The organism is Paenibacillus sp. FSL R5-0914 (genome assembly GCF_038004525.1).
Lineage (GTDB): Bacteria > Bacillota > Bacilli > Paenibacillales > Paenibacillaceae > Paenibacillus_AQ.
On the sequence record NZ_JBBORH010000002.1, the window covers coordinates 22,957 to 42,610 of the forward strand.

Annotated in this window: 13 protein-coding genes; 8 read left to right on the plus strand and 5 right to left on the minus strand. The window is 45.7% G+C overall.

Going from position 1 to position 19,654, the window contains the following annotated elements; genetic code table 11:
* Position 1: 1 nt before the first annotated feature.
* Entirely contained in the window at positions 2–838 is an 837-nt protein-coding gene (locus MKX60_RS16135; protein WP_081392972.1) for a helix-turn-helix domain-containing protein, read from the minus strand.
* Positions 839–1,027: 189 nt separating this feature from the next.
* On the opposite strand from MKX60_RS16135, the gene MKX60_RS16140 reads away from it, so the two are divergent.
* The 5 genes from MKX60_RS16140 (at position 1,028) to cls (ending at position 8,835) form a co-directional block, all read left to right on the plus strand.
* Positions 1,028–2,173, plus strand: a complete 1,146-nt coding sequence (locus tag MKX60_RS16140) for a DUF2264 domain-containing protein (RefSeq protein ID WP_341060354.1) — start codon at positions 1,028–1,030, stop codon at positions 2,171–2,173.
* 38 nt (positions 2,174–2,211) lie between these two features.
* Positions 2,212–4,029, plus strand: a complete 1,818-nt coding sequence (locus MKX60_RS16145; protein ID WP_341060356.1) for a heparinase II/III family protein — start codon at positions 2,212–2,214, stop codon at positions 4,027–4,029.
* 45 nt (positions 4,030–4,074) lie between these two features.
* The gene (locus tag MKX60_RS16150; RefSeq protein ID WP_341060358.1) at positions 4,075–5,211 is read left to right on the plus strand and encodes a glycoside hydrolase family 88 protein; all 1,137 of its coding nucleotides are present in this window, start codon (positions 4,075–4,077) and stop codon (positions 5,209–5,211) included.
* A gap of 8 nt (positions 5,212–5,219) precedes the next feature.
* The gene (locus tag MKX60_RS16155; RefSeq protein ID WP_341060360.1) at positions 5,220–7,103 is read left to right on the plus strand and encodes a DUF2264 domain-containing protein; all 1,884 of its coding nucleotides are present in this window, start codon (positions 5,220–5,222) and stop codon (positions 7,101–7,103) included.
* Between the two features lie 277 nt (positions 7,104–7,380).
* Positions 7,381–8,835 (plus strand): cardiolipin synthase, encoded by a 1,455-nt coding sequence (gene cls, locus MKX60_RS16160; protein ID WP_076283096.1) that lies wholly within the window; start codon positions 7,381–7,383, stop codon positions 8,833–8,835.
* Between the two features lie 86 nt (positions 8,836–8,921).
* Here the strand turns inward: cls and MKX60_RS16165 are convergent, their stop codons facing one another.
* Positions 8,922–9,710 carry a YheC/YheD family protein gene (locus MKX60_RS16165; protein ID WP_341060362.1) on the minus strand — a complete coding sequence of 263 codons (789 nt, stop codon included), beginning with the start codon at positions 9,708–9,710 and terminating at the stop codon, positions 8,922–8,924.
* A gap of 104 nt (positions 9,711–9,814) precedes the next feature.
* Here MKX60_RS16165 and sbnA point away from each other — a divergent pair, with 104 nt between their 5' ends.
* The gene (gene sbnA / locus MKX60_RS16170) at positions 9,815–12,088 is read left to right on the plus strand and encodes a 2,3-diaminopropionate biosynthesis protein SbnA (RefSeq protein ID WP_341060364.1); all 2,274 of its coding nucleotides are present in this window, start codon (positions 9,815–9,817) and stop codon (positions 12,086–12,088) included.
* Positions 12,089–12,119: 31 nt separating this feature from the next.
* Positions 12,120–13,085, plus strand: a complete 966-nt coding sequence (locus MKX60_RS16175) for a 2,3-diaminopropionate biosynthesis protein SbnB (RefSeq protein ID WP_341060366.1) — start codon at positions 12,120–12,122, stop codon at positions 13,083–13,085.
* Between the two features lie 156 nt (positions 13,086–13,241).
* Here the strand turns inward: MKX60_RS16175 and MKX60_RS16180 are convergent, their stop codons facing one another.
* Positions 13,242–14,984 (minus strand): SGNH/GDSL hydrolase family protein, encoded by a 1,743-nt coding sequence (locus MKX60_RS16180; RefSeq protein WP_341060368.1) that lies wholly within the window; start codon positions 14,982–14,984, stop codon positions 13,242–13,244.
* A gap of 237 nt (positions 14,985–15,221) precedes the next feature.
* On the opposite strand from MKX60_RS16180, the gene MKX60_RS16185 reads away from it, so the two are divergent.
* On the plus strand, positions 15,222–18,077 hold the full coding sequence (locus tag MKX60_RS16185) for a glycosyl hydrolase 115 family protein (RefSeq protein WP_341060370.1): 2,856 nt from the start codon (positions 15,222–15,224) through the stop codon (positions 18,075–18,077).
* Between the two features lie 55 nt (positions 18,078–18,132).
* Here the strand turns inward: MKX60_RS16185 and MKX60_RS16190 are convergent, their stop codons facing one another.
* Both MKX60_RS16190 and MKX60_RS16195 read right to left on the minus strand, forming a co-directional pair.
* Positions 18,133–18,912: a helix-turn-helix domain-containing protein gene (locus tag MKX60_RS16190; protein WP_341060371.1), complete on the minus strand. Its 780-nt coding sequence runs from the start codon at positions 18,910–18,912 to the stop codon at positions 18,133–18,135.
* Positions 18,913–19,006: 94 nt separating this feature from the next.
* On the minus strand, positions 19,007–19,627 hold the full coding sequence (locus tag MKX60_RS16195; protein ID WP_341060373.1) for a TetR/AcrR family transcriptional regulator: 621 nt from the start codon (positions 19,625–19,627) through the stop codon (positions 19,007–19,009).
* Between the last annotated feature and the right edge of the window lie 27 nt (positions 19,628–19,654).

Here is a 19,654-nt window from a genome sequence, read left to right on the forward strand (position 1 = left end):
GTCAGCTTTTTTTGCCGTATTTTCCAGGAGGAATGCCCGTGATGTTCTTGAAAGTACGTATGAAATTGGCATAGTCATTGAAGCCGGATAGATAACAGGTATCGGATACGGAGTTTCCGGCGGACAAGAGCTGTTTGGATAAAGCGATTTTTTTAAGCAGGACGTAACGGTAGATCGTTCCTCCTGTCTGCTGCTTGAACAGGTGACTAAGATAATATTTATCGATGTTTAATTCACCAGCGATCTGCTCTAGCGACAGATTCAGATGCAGATGGTTATCGATATAGCGCATGGCAGATTGAATATGCGATGAAATAATACTGGGTATGGTGGAACTAGTACGGCTATATAGCTCATTAATGAGGACCAAAATCTGGATCAGATAAGTTAAAGCCAGAACCTCACTGCCGTATTGAGGATTCTCCAAGATTGCAATCAGGCGAAAGGCAAGGGCCATGTACTCTGCAAGCAGTGTTTCATCCATTTGAGCGAGATTCTGCTCTCCAGGCTGACGGTTCTGGAAACAGGCGAGCAGATTTGTGGTTGCGGTGCAGAAGGGATATACAAGTGGAGCTTTGAAATGAATTGTTAATCGTTCGTAAGGCTCCGGAGATAAATTAATGATTTTATGAATCTCGTGATTGTTGAATAAGAGCACATTGCCACGTTGAAGCGGATAGCTGTACTGATCCACAAATCCGTTCACCGTGCCGCCTAAAAATAGGAAGATTTCAAAGTGATCATGAATATGAAAATCTTTGGTGGGTGAGATCGGTGAATTGCCGATGCCCGCCAGTATGTCGCCTTCGAACGGCTGATAATACTGGGCATGTTTCATTCTGATAACCCCTTTCAGATTAATAGCAATAAACGCAATAAATAATCATTAATCGCAAAGACATTGCAATAATACAACACTAAACTATAGAAGAAGATTACGCAATAAACCAAGTATACAGCTGGTCTGAACATGAGTAGTAGGGATCTGCATCTGCTGAATAGACGCAATTGAAAGGGTGGATGGTGTATGAATAGTACGAAACACCGCAAATATTGGCTGGATACGATGCTACAGATCGGGAACCCAGTACTTGACGCTTTGTCGCAAAGAAAATTAAAGGAACGGCTGCCCACCGAGTTTCATAGTGACAGGAGCAAGTTTGCGCATTTGGAGGCATTCGCCAGGTTGGCCTGTGGAATGGCCCCATGGCTAGAGCTTGAAGGGCTGGAGGGTGAAGAAGATGAGCTCAGGGCTCGTTATGTCCTATTGATGCTGGAATGCATCGATGCTGCTGTTGATCCATCATCACCTGACTATATGGATTTTAAGTCCGAAGGCCAACCGTTGGTCGATGCGGCATTTCTCGCTCATGCGTTGGTGCGTGCACCGAAGCAGCTTGCCGGGCGGCTGAATGAGCGGGTCAAAGGTAATTTAATAACAGCCTTGAAGCGTACGCGCCGGACTGCACCCAGCGGGAGCAATTGGCTGCTGTTTAGCGCAATGGTTGAAGCAGCTTTGTATATACTCGGCGATTCAGAATATGACCGGATGCGTGTTGGTTATGCGATCCACATGTTCATGGATTGGTATAAAGGCGATGGTATCTACGGGGATGGCAAGGACTTTCACTGGGATCATTACAATAGCTTTGTCATTCAGCCGATGCTTGTGGATGTGATTACACTCTTTGAACGGGACTCGGAGCAATACTCCGCATTGAGGCCATTGATTCTGGAGCGGGCACAAAGATACGCAACTGTTCTGGAACGGATGATTGCGCCGGACGGAACGTATCCGTTTATCGGGCGCTCTATCGTTTACCGTTTTGGTGCGTTTCAGCTGCTATCACAAGCGGCGCTACAGCATTTTCTGGAGGATGCGCTATCACCCGCACAGGTACGCTGCGCCTTGACCGCTGTAATCACACGGACTATGGGATTTCCAGGGACGCTGGATGAGGACGGGTGGCTACGTCCGGGGGTGTATGGTTACCAGCCCGAGCTTGCGGAGAGCTATATCAATACGGGAAGTCTCTATTTATGCGCTTCAGTATTTCTTCCTCTGGGGATACTTCCTTCAGATCCTTTCTGGGCAGGGACAGAACTGAAATGGACAGCACAAAGAATCGCAGCCGGAGAGGATGTTATGAGAGATCATGCCTTGAGTAGATAGGGGGATCTGATCTAATCGGTCAAAGGGAGGGGAAAAGCATGAACAGACAGGAGCTTTTCGGAATTGTCCAAGAAATGAAGCCAGCAAATCTGAGCTTGTATTATCCTGATGGAGAGTCGGATGCTTTTTGGAAACAAGCCTTATTATCCGAGACATTAAAGGAAGATATCAGCGAAATCCGCGAGGAGGCTCAAAGATTAGACAGCCAGCCTATATCAGAGCTGACGGATACGCTATTTTCAATTTTTGCGCGCACGGGTTCGAGGTTAGAATATGAACGGGTCTATTTCGAACGGAGAAGAAGGCTGAATACATATGTATTTATGACCTTGCTTGAGCCGGATAATGTCAGACTTCTGGAGAACCTGGAAAATATCCTATGGTCTATATGCGAAGAGTACACATGGTGCCTGCCAGCCCATCTTCCTGCAGATCATAATACAGAGAATATTGATCAGTTTATTGATCTGTTCTCCTCGGAGACCGCTTTTACCCTTGCCGAAATTTCTCTATTACTGGGAGTACGACTTCCGCTGCTTCTTCGATCCCGAATCAGACATGAAGTAGAAAAGAGAATATTTCGACCTTTTATTGAATGTGGTCCTTATGAATGGGAGACTGCACGTCATAACTGGTCAGCAGTGTGCGCAGGGTCGATCGGGGTAGCCGCCTTATTGATGTTGGATGATCCTGCTGCGCTGACGAATATCCTGCTGAAGACAGAGCGCAGCATGAGCTACTATCTGGAAGGCTTCGGGGATGATGGGGCCTGCCTGGAAGGTCTGAGTTACTGGAACTACGGATTTGGCTATTTCACGTATTACAGCGATCTTCTCGGGGTTAGAAGTGAGGGAAGAGTAGACTGGTTTGCAACGGACAAAGTGCGAAGTATCGCTCAGTTCCAACAGAAAGTTTTCATCGGTGGCAATTTTGTCGCCAATTTCTCTGACTCAGAGCCTCGAATTCACATACATATGGGCTTGTCCCATTATTTAGCTGATACCTATCCAGAAGTAGAATGTCCTCCGCCTGTGCTTCGCACTCCTTACGCTAAGGATCACTGCAGCCGCTGGGCTCCGGCTTTTCGAAATCTCATCTGGAGAAGGACCGGCGATGAGAAACAGGATCAGGATTGGGGAGCCGCCAGTTATTATCTTCCTGATGCGGGATGGCTTGTCTCGCGTTATCAGTCCGGAGGAAGTTCGTTCGGCTTTGCGGCTAAGGGAGGGCATAACGCTGAACCTCATAATCATAATGATCTGGGACAGTTCATTCTGTCAGGTGGAGGCGAAATCTATGCAGCTGATCTCGGCTGTGGAGAGTATACGGCTGAATATTTTAGGGCTGGCCGTTATCAATATGATTGTAACGGCTCGCAGGGACATTCGGTTCCGATCATCGGCGGCCAGTATCAACTGGCTGGCAGGAAGCATAGTGCTACAGTTCTGTACGCGTCGGCTGCGGTTGAAAAAGATGAACTGAAGCTGGAGCTGTCTCAGGCATACGAAGTGGAAGAGCTTCAATCCCTGATCCGCTCTATGGTTTGGTACAAGGGGCAGCATCCTCGCTTGGAGTTAATGGACGAGTACCAGTATAACGGTAAGTCAGTGAGCTGGACAGAGCGGTTCGTTACCTTGCGTCGTCCGAAAATGCTGCGTTCTGGTGTTGTGCTGCTGCCCGGAACTGGAGTAGGCGGAGTGGAACTGACTTATGATGTTCAGATCGTTGAGCCAGAGATTACTGCACGTGATTACCGGGATCATTTTGGCAGGGATACGGTCTGGCATACGCTAGACTTTCATGCTCTTCAGCCCGGTTCTGAAGGGAAATTAGTATTCACCTTTCAATTTATATAAATGATGAAAGAAATAGTGAACCATTCTAAGAAGGCGGTGTTTGAAATGAATATAACGGAAAACCCAACTTGGCTGGATGAAGCTTGGAACAAGGCACTTGAAAAGACAAGATGTAACAGTGGAAAGATCGGTGCAGAATTTCCACACGCGAGTCAAGATGGTAAATACTTGCTTGAAGCGCCGAACTGGTGGACAGCAGGGTTCTGGCCGGGAATGCTCTGGCAGTTTTATTCTGAAAGTGGGGACGAAAGCCTTAAAATGATCGCAGAGCGCTGCGAAGAGAGACTCGACGAGGTACTGGACGGCTACGTTAAGCTGGATCACGATTTAGGCTTCATGTGGATTCTTACCAGTGTGGCAAATTATAAGTTAACGGGTAGCGAAGCGTCGCGAATTCGGGCATTAAAGGCGGCCAACTATCTGGCAGCCCGCTTCAATCTGAAAGGGCATTATATTCGGGCTTGGAATCCATGGAGTGAAGGGGAGGACAACAGCGGAGTTGCTATTATCGACTGCTGCATGAACACCAGCCTGTTGTTTTGGGCTTCCGAGACAACGGGTGATCCCCGCTATCGTCATATCGCAGAGGCGCATATGGATACTGTGCTGGAGCATTTTATCCGACCGGACGGCTCTGTGTACCACATCGTCAAATTCAACCCGGAGACGGGTGAAGTGGTGGAGAAGCTTGGTGGGCAAGGCTTTGCGCCCGAATCGGCTTGGTCACGCGGCACGGCTTGGGCTATTTACGGCCTAGCGCTTGCCTATCATCATACGGGAAAGCGAAGCTACTTGGATGCAGCCAAGCAGGTAGCGCATTTCTTCTTGACCCGACTGCCGGATGATCACGTTCCACATTGGGATTTTCGCGCTCCCGGTGAAGTCGGCGAGATACGTGATAGCTCCGCTGGTTCCTGCGCAGCGAGTGGATTGCTGCTGCTAGCCGACCAGGTGGATGATTCGGAGTCCCATGTGTACCGGAACGGGGCTATAAGAATAGTGGAATCTCTCTACAGGAATTATGGCAGTTGGGACAATGCGGACGAGGAAGGGTTGCTGCTTCATGGTACAAGTAACTACCCTGAGAACCGGAATATAGATGTTCCGCTTATCTACGGTGATTTTTTCTATGTCGAAGCACTGGCTCGGCTTAAAGCAGCAGGACCCTTCTATTGGGAATAGGGGGGATTATGATGAACAATGAGAAATCTTTTTTTCGTATTGGAGATAATCCGCTAAAGACCCGTGAGGATCTGGTGATCGCACTTGAGCAGCTTACGGATCCACTTCGGCCGTTCTACAGCAAAGGTGGCTCACGACTTAAAATTGGCAAAACAGGGGCGAGCTATTCGGCAGCAACTGCTGAAATGGAAGGTTTCTCGCGGGTGTTGTGGGGTTTGGTACCCCTGCTCATTGGTGGTGGAGACAGCGAACTCTGGGACATCGTGCTGGATGGCATTCGGCATGGCACCGATCCTTCTCATGAAGAATATTGGGGAGAGGTGAAGGACTACGATCAGCGTTTGGTCGAAATGGCGGTCTTCGGCTTCGCATTGGCAGCCATTCCGGAACAGATTTGGTTGCCGCTTGCTCCGAATGAGCAGGACCAATTATACCGTTGGCTGAATCAAATAAACGCCCATCCTTGCTATGATTGCAATTGGCTGTTCTTTAACGTTCTAGTCAATATCGGATTCCGCAAAATCGGTCGTCCCTACGACGCAGGACAACTGGAGAGCAATTTAAAGCGCATGGATGATTTCTATTTGGGAGAGGGCTGGTACAGCGACGGGATTAATGGTCACAGCGATTATTACGTACCTTTCGCTATTCATTACTATGCACTGCTGTACGCAAAGCTGATGGAACAGGAAGACCCCGAACGTTCCCGTGTGTTCAAAGAACGGGCTCAATTGTTTGCTGCTGAATTCATCGGCTGGTTCGCACCCGACGGCTCCGCACTTCCTTATGGGCGTAGCTTGACTTACCGCTTTGCCCAGTCGGCATTTTGGAGCGCCTTTGCCTATGCAGACGTTGAAGGATTTTCTGCTGGTGTGGTAAAAGGTGTGGTGCTGCGAAATCTGCGTTGGTGGTTCAGTCAGCCGATTGTTGACGCCGATGGCGTACTGACCATCGGATATACTTACCCGAATCTGGTCATGGCGGAGAATTACAATGCTCCCGGATCTCCGTATTGGGCGTTAAAGACTTTCTTGCCGCTGGCTCTAGGGGCGGATCATCCGTTCTGGAAGGAAGAGGAACTGCCGCTACCGTCCATTCCGGCTGTCATGGTTCAGAAGCTTGCACATCTTGTCATCGTCCGCGAGCACGCTTCCGGTCATGTAGCGGCCTTCAATAGCGGACATTTATACACGAATGAACATACCCACACCTCGGCCAAATACGAAAAATTCGTGTATTCAACAGGCTTCGGCTTCAGCGTGCCCCGCTCCGAATGGGGGCTCTCCCAAGGAGCGTTCGACGCTATGCTTGCGATGAGCGAGGTCGGAGACAACTTATACCGGGTACGACGCCAGAATATAGAGTCTGAGATGATAGACAACGTCCTTCGTTCCGTCTGGAAACCGTGGGCCAATGTCGAGGTTCAGACTTGGGTTGTCGCCGGACTGCCTTGGCATATTCGGATTCATCGAGTCGAAACTGGACGGTCGCTGGATACCGCAGAGGGTGGATTCGCACTTGGTCAAGAGAATGAAATAATATCGAAGATCGATGTGGCTGGTGCGATGGCCTCCACTGCTTGGGGAACCAGCGCAATCAAGGATTTGCTAGGTTGTCGGAAGGGTGAGGTGGTCTGGCCGAACGCCAATACGAACCTGCTTCACCCTCGAACGGTGCTACCGATGTTGACGAGCACCCTTGAGCCGGGAATTCATTGGCTCGCTTCGGCCGTCTATGGTTGTCCTTCAGAGGGGGCTTTGGATATTCAGGCTGATCAAGCTGATGAGGTCCTCAAGCTTTCACCTGAGCAAGATTTGAAAGTTAAGTTCAGCGAGGGAACGTTAACCATTGTCACTCATTTTGGGAGAGAAATCGTTCTTAATATACAATGAGTTGTTTGAATATTTCTCACACTAATTGAAAAGTCACAACAACAGCCCTGATGCAGAACTGCTGCATTAGGGCTATTGTTTTTATGTGGATTTTTATGATTTTATCTTTTAATTATTGAGTTTTTTATCAAATGTTTTCTTAGATGGACAATTATGCTATAGTACTCTATCTAGTCATTTACAGAAGTATTGATTTATCAGACGATGAATAAACTGACTTTTGGCAAAACTAGAAATACCGACATCTATAGAAAGATAAGAAAGGCAGGAACTCCTTATGGACAACGGCAGTCTGGTCACGTGGATACTTTCATTTGTTATGATTATAAACATATTGCTCTCTGCTGGTTTTTTATTTTTTGAGAGGAGAGATATTGGTTATACGTGGGCGTGGCTTATGGTTTTTTATTTCATTCCCATTTTGGGCTTTATTATTTATCTCTTTCTTGGTCGTAATTTAGCAAAAAAGAATTTCTTTGGCCTTTCAGCTGAAGAAAGTAAATATCTACAATCAACTGTAGATCATCAATTGGCTACATTAAAGGATCAACGCGAGAATCAGAACGCTTTGTTAACGAAATATGCTGATTTAATTCATATGAACCTTGTTTCATCGAATGCGCTAATGACAACAGATAACGAGATAGCTATTTTTAACGATGGTAAACAAAAGTTTGACTCTTTATTTAATGATATTAGAAATGCCAAAAAAGAGGTCAACATTCAATATTACATCATCCAGCCTGATGATTTAGGGACAAAATTAAGAGATGAATTAACTAAAAAAGCCAAAGAAGGCGTAAAAGTGAGGGTTCTCTATGACGAAATCGGCTCCAAGAGACTTTCTCTTAAGTTCTTTAAAGAACTACTTTCTGCTGGTGGAGAAGTAGAGGTATTCTTTCCATCACTGCTTAGACCGATAAATTTTCGGATGAATAATCGAAATCATAGAAAACTATGTATCATCGATGGGGAAATTGCTTATATTGGTGGATTTAATGTGGGAAATGAATACTTAGGGATAGATAAAAAGTTTGGATATTGGCGGGATACACATTTTAGAATGAAGGGTGGTTCCGTTAATCAAATTCAAGGCAGGTTTCTTCTGGATTGGAAACATGCCCGGAAACACGAGCAGGTAAGCTTCGATCAATTTTCCTTTACTACTGGAGGTCATGCCGGATCAAGTCCCGCTCAAATTGTGTCTAGTGGTCCTAACTCGCTAGTTGAGCATCTGAAAAATATGTATATTAAGCTGATCTTGAACGCCAAACGGAGTGTGTATATTCAGACGCCATACTTCATTCCAGATAGCAGTTTTATGGATGCATGTAAAATTGCACTCCTATCCGGTGTGGATGTACGGATTATGATTCCAAATAAACCTGACCACCCTTTTGTATACTGGGCAACTTGGGCGTATGCAGGTGAATTATTGAATTATGGAGCGAAAATTCTGTTATATGAAAATGGTTTCTTGCATGCCAAGACGATTGTGGTAGATGAAGAAGTAGCGTCCGTAGGGACAATGAATATTGATTCCCGGAGCTTTAGACTCAATTTCGAAGTTAATGCAATTGTTTATGATGAGCAAGTTGCTAAACAGCTTCAAGAATTGTTTCAGGAAGATAGCCAGTTAAGTACAGAGCTTACCCCTGAGCGTTATAAAGAAAGGTCCCTTATAATCAAATTTAAAGAGGGGATTTCTCGTCTTTTTTCGTCTATCCTCTGAATACACAGACCCTATACTCCGTACAAAAGGCGAGCTGTGGACTTGTAAATGCACAGTTCGCCGCGGCATATAGATTCTACTATGCTTCACACCATCCCTTGTTTTGATTTCATGCACTTGAGATTGTATGTGCGACCGTATACTTTTGCATATCTGACAATTCGGTCAATCATACGGGTGTCTTTCAGCTTAGTAAACGGGCACGGATCGGGAGCCGTATTCACTTCCAAGATCCATGGCTTGAGACGTTGATCTAAGGCAATATCTACACCGATTTCCTGAAGGCCAGGATAGACAGTGCTAAGCTGTCTGGCGGATTTCACTCCAATTTGCTTCAGGGATCGGATCAATATTGTACAATTCTCTGTGTTTGTGTAGGCTTTCAATAATTCCTCAACCGGATAAATCGTTCCTCCTTGACTCCCGTTTGTAACTACTTTGCGAGGATGCGCCACGCGTCCTGCAACCCCTGTTGCTTCCCACCCACCTTTAGAATTTCGCTGCACCATCACCCGGATATCGAATGGGCGGCCATCGTACACCAACAGCCTGATCCCCTTTTGAACTAAATAGGACTTTCCTTGGGCTTCTCGTAAGAGGGCCCGATATGCCGTGTCGTAATTAGAGAATTTGTGTACGTGGGTACCGGACTGATAGCTGTATTGTGCACGAGTAAGTTCAACCCGTATCACGCCCTGTCCTAAAGATCCGCAGCAAGGCTTAATGTACACCATCTTATATTTTTGTAGCATTTCATAGAGAGTGTTCTTATCCATTTTTTTTGTAAGCGGGACATGTTTATTTAACTCTTGATTTCTAACCAGCACCCTTGTCTTCGTCAGCTTATTGGATATACGACTTATCTGCTTCATCATTTTGTCCCTCCGTCTCAAAAGATCCATAGGCTATATTACGGAAATGCCTCAGCTTTTGATTGGGCAACCACCGAATCGTAGAACACACTGAAAGAACTCTACATATGATTATGGTAGGTATTTATCTATGGGCTGCAGCTAGCGGTCAACAGGAGGCGGCCATCATGCTGCTCGACAAAGACAAATTGCAGGATAAGTTATTTGAAGTAATTGAGGCATTTCCCTGGTATAAGGGGCTGATCGGCGGCGAAAGAGCGAATTCTAGCTTAGAGACGCTTCCGCTTATGACGTCGACAACACTAGATAATTATTATTATAATCAACCTTTTGATCCTTCTTTGACCGTATATAGGACGTCGGGTACAAGCACTGGCCGTCGAAAAGCGATACTTTACTCTAAGGAAGACGATAAGCACTATATAGATATTAAAACGAAGCTGTACGGTGATCTTATTGCGGGAAGCGGATGTGTTAGCGCTTTGGCGGATATGGGTACTGGGCATGCGGCGAACACTGCGCTGTCCATTTTTGAGCGGTTAGGATTGGAACATCATTCAATTCCCTTCGAATTGCCGATTGAGCAGCATATTGAACAGCTTCAAACCTTCAAGCCTGACTTACTCTACACAATGCCTTCCATCCTTGATCATATCGTACATGCTACTAGAGATCCGCAGGCTTTTGGAATCCGAAAGATTATTTTGGTAGGGGAAATCGCCTCATTAGGGTGGCAGCGGAATATGGCCCGTCTGTTCGGTCTTGAACCGCGCGACATCATTGATACGTATGGCTCTATTGAAATAGGCACGATTGCTTATTATTCACATGATCTTGGCAGGTATATTTTTGCTGATGGGATTTTTGCGGAAGGGGTTGGGGCGCAGGAGATTGGCGAAGAACTAAGTCCGCTTAGTAATGATGAAAGTGTTCTTGTTCTTACCTCCATGGTTCGCAAAATGCTGCCAGCTATTCGTTTCGTTACCTATGACGTTGTAAGGGACTTTAGGTCTGTGATGATAGATGGTGTGGAGAAGCAGAGCTTTAGTTCCATCGTCAAACGGGTGGGTCGGGAGCTGAAGCACGGGGAGAAAATAAGCCTGTACGATATCGAACAGGTCGTATACCGACATCTTGAAGATGCGATCATTCGGGTCAAAGTGAGGAAGAACGCGCTGACCGTTTATATCAAAAGTAAATCTGCGGATAACACCATTGTCCCGAAGATCAAAGAGGAAATTAGGGAATGCATTCCGGAAATCGGCATGATGATTCGAAACCATCTGCTGGATGATATTGAGGTCATTATAGTAGGCAAAGACGAGTCAATGGACAGCGGAAAGGTTAAGAACAAAAAGCTATATTACCAGAAAGATAAAGATCGCGCAGAGATGGACTTCACTGATGGTATTTTGTCGACTATCGGAAATACACCCTTAATCAAGCTGAAGAGCTTGTTCTATAAAAGTGAGTTTGACGTCTATGCAAAAATGGAGCTGATGAACCCGGGGGGAAGCGCCAAAGATCGTCCCGCCCTGCGGATGATCCAAGAGGCATGGAAGGAAGAAACAATAGGCCCGGGAACCACCATCATTGAATCAAGCTCTGGTAATATGGCGATCAGCTTGGCCATGATTTGTAAGTATTTGGGGATGCGTTTTATCAGCGTTATTGATCCTAGAACCACGGAAACGAATCTGCAAATTCTGAAGGCGTTGGATGCCAAAATCGACTATGTCGCCAATCCTGATCCCGTAACAGGGGAGTTTCTTCCTGCTAGACTGAAACGTGTGCAGCAGTTGTTGGCGGAGATACCGGGCAGCTACTGGCCGAATCAGTATGCGAACGCAAATAATTATTTAGCCCACTACCATACGACAATGAAAGAAATCGTGACTGATCTTGAACGAGTGGATTATTTATTTTGCAGCGTTAGTACATGCGGAACCATACGGGGTCTTGCGGAATACGCAAGAGATCACGGACTTCGGACCAAGATCGTGGCTGTCGATGCAGAGGGAAGCGCGATTTTTGGCGGAAATAAGAGTACACGGCGCTTCCCAGGACTGGGTGCCGGCATCGTGCCACCTTTCTGCAGAACAGATATAATCGACCATATCGTGCATGTCTCGGATTCAGATATAGTAAAAGGTTGCCGGATGTTGGCGCAGAACGAATCCATCCTGGCTGGCGCATCCTCCGGTGGAGTCATTGCCGCCGTGAAGCAGATGGAGCCAGAATTGACTCCGGGAGCTGTCTGCGCAGTCATACTGCATGATAAGGGAGAGCGTTACCTCGATACCGTATATTCTGACTCATGGATTCAGAACCAATTCGGTCAGGAGCTGTTGGCTGAATGTGACGATCTCCCTGAGATGTAAGAAACGATATGTTTCATAAGGAGGTGACAGTATGCTGTACTTAAATGATCGAGATATACGGGCAGTAGGTGTTGATTGGCCTATTCTTGTGGAGTCGGTAGAAACCGCTGTGGGTATCATCGATTCAGGTGATTATGTCCAGCCGATAAAGCCTTACCTAAGGTATAAGAGTCCACAAAACCGAATTATTGCAATGCCCGCTTACGTAGGGGGAGAGGTGAACGCGGCAGGGATAAAGTGGATTTCTAGCTTCCCAGATAATACTGAGGCTGATCTTCCTCGCGCGCATAGCATCATTGTATTGAATGAACCAAGTACAGGCCGGCCTTCAGCCGTCTTGAACTCTCCGCTTCCCAGTATTATTAGGACGGCTTCCATCAGCGGACTGATGATTCGTTACTTTTTGCTGGCGCGTTCAGTGGAGCGGATTCATCTAGGCATTATCGGCTGGGGACCAATTGGGCAGTATCATTGTCAAATGGTTACGGCTTTGTACGGGGATCGAGTCGAACGTATCCGGATTTTCGATATCAAGGGAGTAGACTTATCAGGAATCTCATCTCTCTTTAGAGATAGGATGGAAGTGGCTAAGACGTGGGCGGACGTTTATCAGCATTCGAATATCTTTATTACTTGTACTGTATCCGAACATCGGTATATCAATCTGTATCCTGAAAAAGGTAGTCTTCTGTTGAATGTTTCACTGCGCGATTATAAGCCGGAGGCGTTAGCTTCGTTAAAAGCCATTATCGTCGACGATTGGGATGAAGTGTGCCGTGAGAATACGGATATTGAGCAGCTTCATTTGGAGCAGGGGCTCACTCGTGCTGACACCCAGATGATTACCGATGTTGTCTTGCGCCACAGCCTAGCTGAATTCGGCGAAGATGAACCGATCTTCTTTTGCCCGATGGGGATGGCCGTCTTTGATATCGCTACAGCGGTGTATTACGTGAACAAGGCGAGAGAAAAGGGGATAGGGACCGAGCTGGAGTAAGGAGAGCAAGAATGAGAGCAATTCTGTCCATTGTGATTGGTTGATTAAGTCGGCATTGTTTATTTGGCGGTATATTAGTGGGAAATGGACTGAATTCCAAGCGATACAATAAAGACAGCCCTGATGAAGAATACATCGGGGCTGTCTTGCAACTGATTAAAGGGTATAACCGAAGCCTAGTATAGTAAAACACTTATCCTGATCTTCGGGCACCATTTTGATTTCTATCTGATGCTCACTGCTAGCTTCGTTTTGATATAGAATTACCGGATTGCAATGTGTCCAGTTGTTCACGTGAGGATCAGCAGTAACTGCAAGGCTGCCGTCTACGAAGATATCCGCCTTGCCGAATTCGCTGCTGCCGGAATCCTTGTATACGAGGATGAGATTTTTACTCGTTATTGTCAGCTTGAAGCTTTCTTCTCCAGACGCTCTTGAATGCATCCAATTATGAGGGAATTCCGGAGTACCGTGAGAGTCAGCATCCATTTCTACCCGCTGCAAATCGGTATCGATCCCCGAAAATCCGCCTACTTCGATCTTACCTGCGTCAAAATAGTTTTTTCGATCCAGCAGGAGGGTTCCTGCAAAATCATTCCCGATAACTGGTCGTTGATCCAATAAGATCTCATCTTCATTCATTAATGATTTATGGGTTTCGGTGAATAAATAAGCGAGACAATCAGCCATTACCCGGTGCCCCTCATTTGTCGGATGATAGATATCATAGAAAAATTGCCGTTTAGAGATGATGTTGCCTTCAGCTTTACTCAGGCGGAACTGCTCGGATACGGCATCCTTTACACTAACCATAGGAAGATTATAATGGCGGCCAATGGGGGAGAGCCGATCCTGCAGGTTCCAGTCATTCATAAACACACTGAACAGAAGGATTACGGCTGGCTGATGATCGGCGGAAAGTATTTTTAAGCATAAGCTTTCAAAACAATTGCCTTTCGTTTCATCCCCTTCGTCGTTTACCGCAAATTCCACTACCACGATATCTGGTGTTACGGAACCGTCTCTAAGAATATCTCTTTCATAGCGGATGACGCCAAGCTCGGAGGGTGTTCCGCCGACCCCAGCCTTCACAAAATGGATGTTCTCGCCACCATTTGTGCCGAATAAGTCTTTAAATCTTAAATACGACTGATAGGCATAACATTCCGTGTGTATCGGCTTAGCACCGGCTCCTTGAGTAATGGAACCTCCAATATAAGCGATCGTGACTTCCTCGCCCTTTATAGCCTTATTCATGGCAGCTTTTAATCTTTTATTATTGCCAGCGTGCAGCAAGGATTGTGTAATGATCTTTTGGTACTCATTCGATTCAAAAGCAACTGGTGGTTCAAGGATTAGCTCTGGAACAGAATAACCGTCATGCAAATAAAAAATAACACTCGCAATCGCCAGTTCGCCTGCGTGATTAAATTCAAAAGCAAATTTTCCGAGCACATCATCTTCTTCAGAACCCGGATTATCTGCTAACTTCAAAATAACCTCTGAACCATCGGCGGGGCAGGGTACACGTAAATAACTGCCGGTTTCATATTTACTAGTTTTGCCCCAGTGCTGCAATAAAAAAGTGACAGGATCTTCCTGCGCGTTAGTCCTTCTCACGGATACTCCAATACTGTGGACTAATTTGCGAAATCCTGCACTGCTCCCCAGAAGCTCCAGAATTGCTTTATCTGTGACGCCGCCTATAAATCTGGTCTTATCGATCAGATAGCTGCCTTCCAGATAAACTTCTTGTGAAGGTTTTCCTTCAGCTCTTGCTGTTGCTTCAATTGCTGTTTCATACAGCACAAAAAAGCCGTTTCTACGATCAGCCGGGTCCTTTGGAGCTTTCGGACCTTCAATCTGTTCGCCTGCAATGAGTTCGTTATTCTTTTCCATATGGATCATCCTCGCTTTATAAGGTTCTCTTGTTATGGATGCGCTTGCAAAGAAATGATTCTGTTACAAGGGAATACCTGTTAACAGTAACACCAAATATCTAGATTGTTCAACCAATAAACAAAGTTTCATTTAATAATTACAAAAACTTGCTAGTTTACACATGGAAGTTGAAATCGCTTACTTATATAATGTGCCTAGTCATACGAAAATAGGATGCTTAAGGGGAGAATAATCATGCCTACGCAGGAATTAATCCTTGTGAAGCAGGGCAAAGCTGCTAAGATTTACGTGGATCCCAAAGGGAAAGATTATGCCGGTTTGCGCCGCGTGGCTCAGTCTTTTGCAGCAGATGTTAAACAGGTAACAGAGGTTGAACCTGAAATACATACACAATTGAAGGCATTGGATGGAACCGTTATAATCGCTGGATCGATCGGCAGTAATGAGCTTATTGATCGTTTAATTGCGGAGGGGACAGTGGATGTGTCTGCCATCCAAGGGAAAAGGGAATGTTATAGGATTCAGGTAGTAGAAGAACCGACAGCAGGAGTGGACAAGGCGCTCGTCATTGTGGGAAGCGATAAACGCGGGACGATGTACGGGATTTATTCTATCTCTGAAAAAATTGGTGTTAGTCCGTGGAAATATTGGGCAGATGTTATACCAGAGAAAAAAGCAGATTTGATCTTACCTGATAGCCAGCTACATATGATTTCCAAAGAACCTTCGGTTAAATACAGAGGGATTTTTTTGAATGACGACTGGCCGTCCTTGGGCTCTTGGGTAACTCAAAGATTTGGTGATTTTAATGAAGATTTCTATGACAAGGTGTTTGAACTAATTCTTCGATTAAAGGGGAATTATTTATGGCCAGCGATGTGGAGTGCCGAATTCAGCCTTAACGGTAAAAGCAATCCAATCGCCAACGCCCAGCACGCACAGGAATACGGCATTATAATGGGAACCTCCCATCATGAACCTTTATTTCGGGCAGGCAGTGAATGGCAGAAGGTATACAACCAATATGGAACAAGTAACTTATGGGATTTTGCCCGAAACAAACAGGCTATTACGGATTTCTGGGAAGATGGAATCAAACGGAATCAGGATTTTGACAATTTAATTACATTAGGGATGCGGGGAGAAAGTGATTCTGCGCTGGAGGGCTCCGACCAGGAGAATATTGACCTACTGAAGGACATCATCCTTACGCAAAAAGAATTATTAAAGAAATATAATCTTGAGCACTCGCCCCAAATTCTAGCCGTATACAAGGAAGTGGAGAAGTATTGGTATGGCACTGCTGAGGTTGAAGGCTTGAAGGACTGGGAAGTCCTGAATGAGGTTACGATCCTGCTGGCAGATGATAACTTTGGCAATCTCCGCAAAATCCCAACGGAACACGAACGCGATCGAAGTGCAGGGTGGGGGATGTATTATCATTTTGACTATCATGGGGGTCCACATTCCTATGAATGGTTAAACACGATTCCGCTGGAGAAGGTTTGGGAGCAAATGTGTATGGCATTCGACTATGGCATCCGTGATGTATGGATTGTGAACGTCGGGGATTTGAAGCCTATGGAATTGCCTATTTCCTACTTTATGGAATTGGCCTATGACTTTGAAGCTTGGGGTACTGGAGCGATTAACCGGACTGTGGAATATACCAATCGTTGGGTAGAGCAGCAGTTCGGATATGCACTGGAACATGAGAGATGCCTGGGCATCGCGCAATTGCTGAATGAGTATACCCGAATGAACGGCCGCCGCAAGCCAGAGATTATTTATCCGTCAACCTTCAGTCCAATCCATTACAATGAGGCACAGAGAGTGCTGAAGCAGGCGATTAGGATGGAGAATGCCGCTGACCAATACTATGCTCTTATTCCTGAATCATTAAAAGATGCGTACTACCAGCTTGTATATTTCCCTGCTGCTGCATCAGCCAATGTGCTCAAAATGCAAATATATGCTGGACTTAACGAGCTATATGCTGGACGAGGCAGTGTATTGGCCAATACCTACGCTACCCTGACTCATGAAGCCATCGATAGGGATAAACACCTGGAGCAGGTTTATAATAGCGGAATTACAGAAGGAAAATGGCAAGGAATGATGAGTTCCCCTCATGTCGGGTATGTTCACTGGAATGCAGAGGGGTGGAAATATCCAGAGGTGAGCACTTTGATTCCTGACAAAGGTTCTATAATGATTATTGATGTGGAAGGTACGGAGGAAGCGTATATTTCGGGTACGGCAAAGCTTCCTGTATTTACAAATCTGCAAAAAGAAAACTATTGCATTACTATCAGCAACGGTGGAGAAGCGGGCTTTGAATATCAGACAAGTAGCAGTGCAGCTTGGATCAAGCTTGAGAAAACATCGGGGTGGATCAAGGCTGGGGAGACCTTACAGGTTTCTGTAGATTGGGAAAAGGTTCACGAGATATCGACGGGTGAAATTGCACTCTCTGGTGCCGGGGGCATCGTTAAGGTGAATGTAGCTGTGGACTGGACTGACATTCAGGATGTGCCAGCGATGACCTTTATCGAGACGCATAATAGAGTGTCCATTGAAGCGGAGCATACCTCAAGTCGTGTTGCACAATCAGGGGTGGAATGGAAGACCATTGCTAACTATGGGCGTTATTTATCCTCGGTTAAAATGTTTCCGGATACGGTATCTTTTGAACAGCTGGAGAATGCGCCTTATCTGGAATATCAGGTTTTAGTACAGCAGAATGCAGATTACAGCTTAACCGCGTATATTGCTCCGACAAACAACCTGTCACAGTTCAGTGGATTAAAATATGCGGTAGGCTTCGATGCACAGACGCCAGTGATTACTGATGCTTTACCTACGGATTTTGCGGGCGGCAATCATGATAATGAACCGTGGTGCCGCGCGGTTATGGATAATATTCATACCGTGACCACAAGTCATGCGTTAACAAAGGGGATTCATACCCTCCGCTTTTACGGATTGGATGCAGGCCTGGTCCTGCAAAAGCTTGTGTTGTCCGCTGCGGAGCTGCCTTATTCCTATTTGGGTCCGGAGGAGAGCTTTCATACTAGAGGGACGTACTAATTCATAGTTAGATCTAATTTGAGGGTTGAATCTCCGAATGGTTCAGGGTCCTCCGTTATTTCAAGGCAAATGACGGAGGATAACCCTTGATATTTTTGAAAACATTACTGAAGTAGGCGACATCTTGATAACCACAGTGCTCTGCTACTTCGGACACATTGAAGCCACCTGCGGACAGAATCATCTCAGCATTGTTCACTCGTACTTTATTTATGAATTCCTTATAGGTGGAACCGGTGTTTTGCTTGAACAGCTTGCCAAGATATACAGGATTTAAGGCAACCAAATCAGCTAGTTCCTTGATCGTAACTTCCTCCGAATAATGATCCATAATATAGGTCATTACTTTTTGGATTCTCAGATCGATCAGAGGTGTCTCTTGATGGTGGGTTATGCTTAACAGGCGATACACAATGAGTTGAAAAATGGCTCTGGCCTTCATTTTATAAAAAGGCTGTTTGCCCATCCATACATGCGAGAAATCTTTGATGTCCGCTAGGATCTCTTTAGTTCTCCAGTTTTTGGTTACGGTCTCAAAAGGGAGCTGCACATGATTGTCCTCCCCTTCCCAGAAGAAATTAAACGCAAAAGAACGCATGGGTGCCTCCTTAAAAGTCTGCGCTTCCCGAATACTTCCGGAAGGTGCATAGAGCATATCACCAGCTTCAACCGTAAATTTCTCCCCATTAATAAAATAGTTTGATTTCCCTTCCACAATGAAGGTAAGGTCATGGAAATCAATTTTGCTCCTCGTTATCTCCCAATCCGGGAAGGATCTGCGGTCGACGAACAAAAAAACGTTCGGAACTAGATTCTCATATTTGCCAATGTCCATTTCAGCCATTGCTCCTTCCATATAACTAGAGCCGTACGAATACCGATTGGTATATTATACCGAAATGAAACCTATTACGAAAAGACTCTTTTAATCATCGGGAATACCGTACGCCATGCATAATGAAATCCTTGAATTGTCGGTCTGTTGCCCGGTCTTCCTCCGTGACCACACCGCCCCGCTGATGCGTAATAATAACGGCTTTTTGTAAATACATGAAATACAGGTGGGTGGACTTCTGCAGAATGTTCAACCACTTATTTTTTTCCTCCGGAGCTACTGGTATTGTGTCAAGCAGTATAAGTCGCGAATACCAGCCTTCCATAGCCTTCTTAAAGTCAGGCAGTTCTGCAGGATTCTTAGAAAGCGTGCTGTAGTAAACTCCAAAAATGGCATCATAGTAAATCAGTGATTCCTGATGATCTCTTAGCGCCAAATATTTATCCAGAATGTTCTCCAGTGATTGTACCGGCTGTTCAAAATCAAAATCAAACAGCAGCTGTCCAAACATCCGCTCCAGGTTAAGGACATAGATTTGAGAGGCTAATTCTTCTTTGTCCTTATAATGATGATACAAAGTGCGCCGGGAGACCCCGGCTTGTTCTGCAATTTGAGCCATATCCGTGCGCTCAATACCTTGAGTACAGAACAAGCTGAGCGCTGTATCCTTAATGATCTCCCTCGTCATTTGCATCTGCTTTTCACGCAAATTCATTAATTTTCTCTCCTGCCTTGTGCGAGT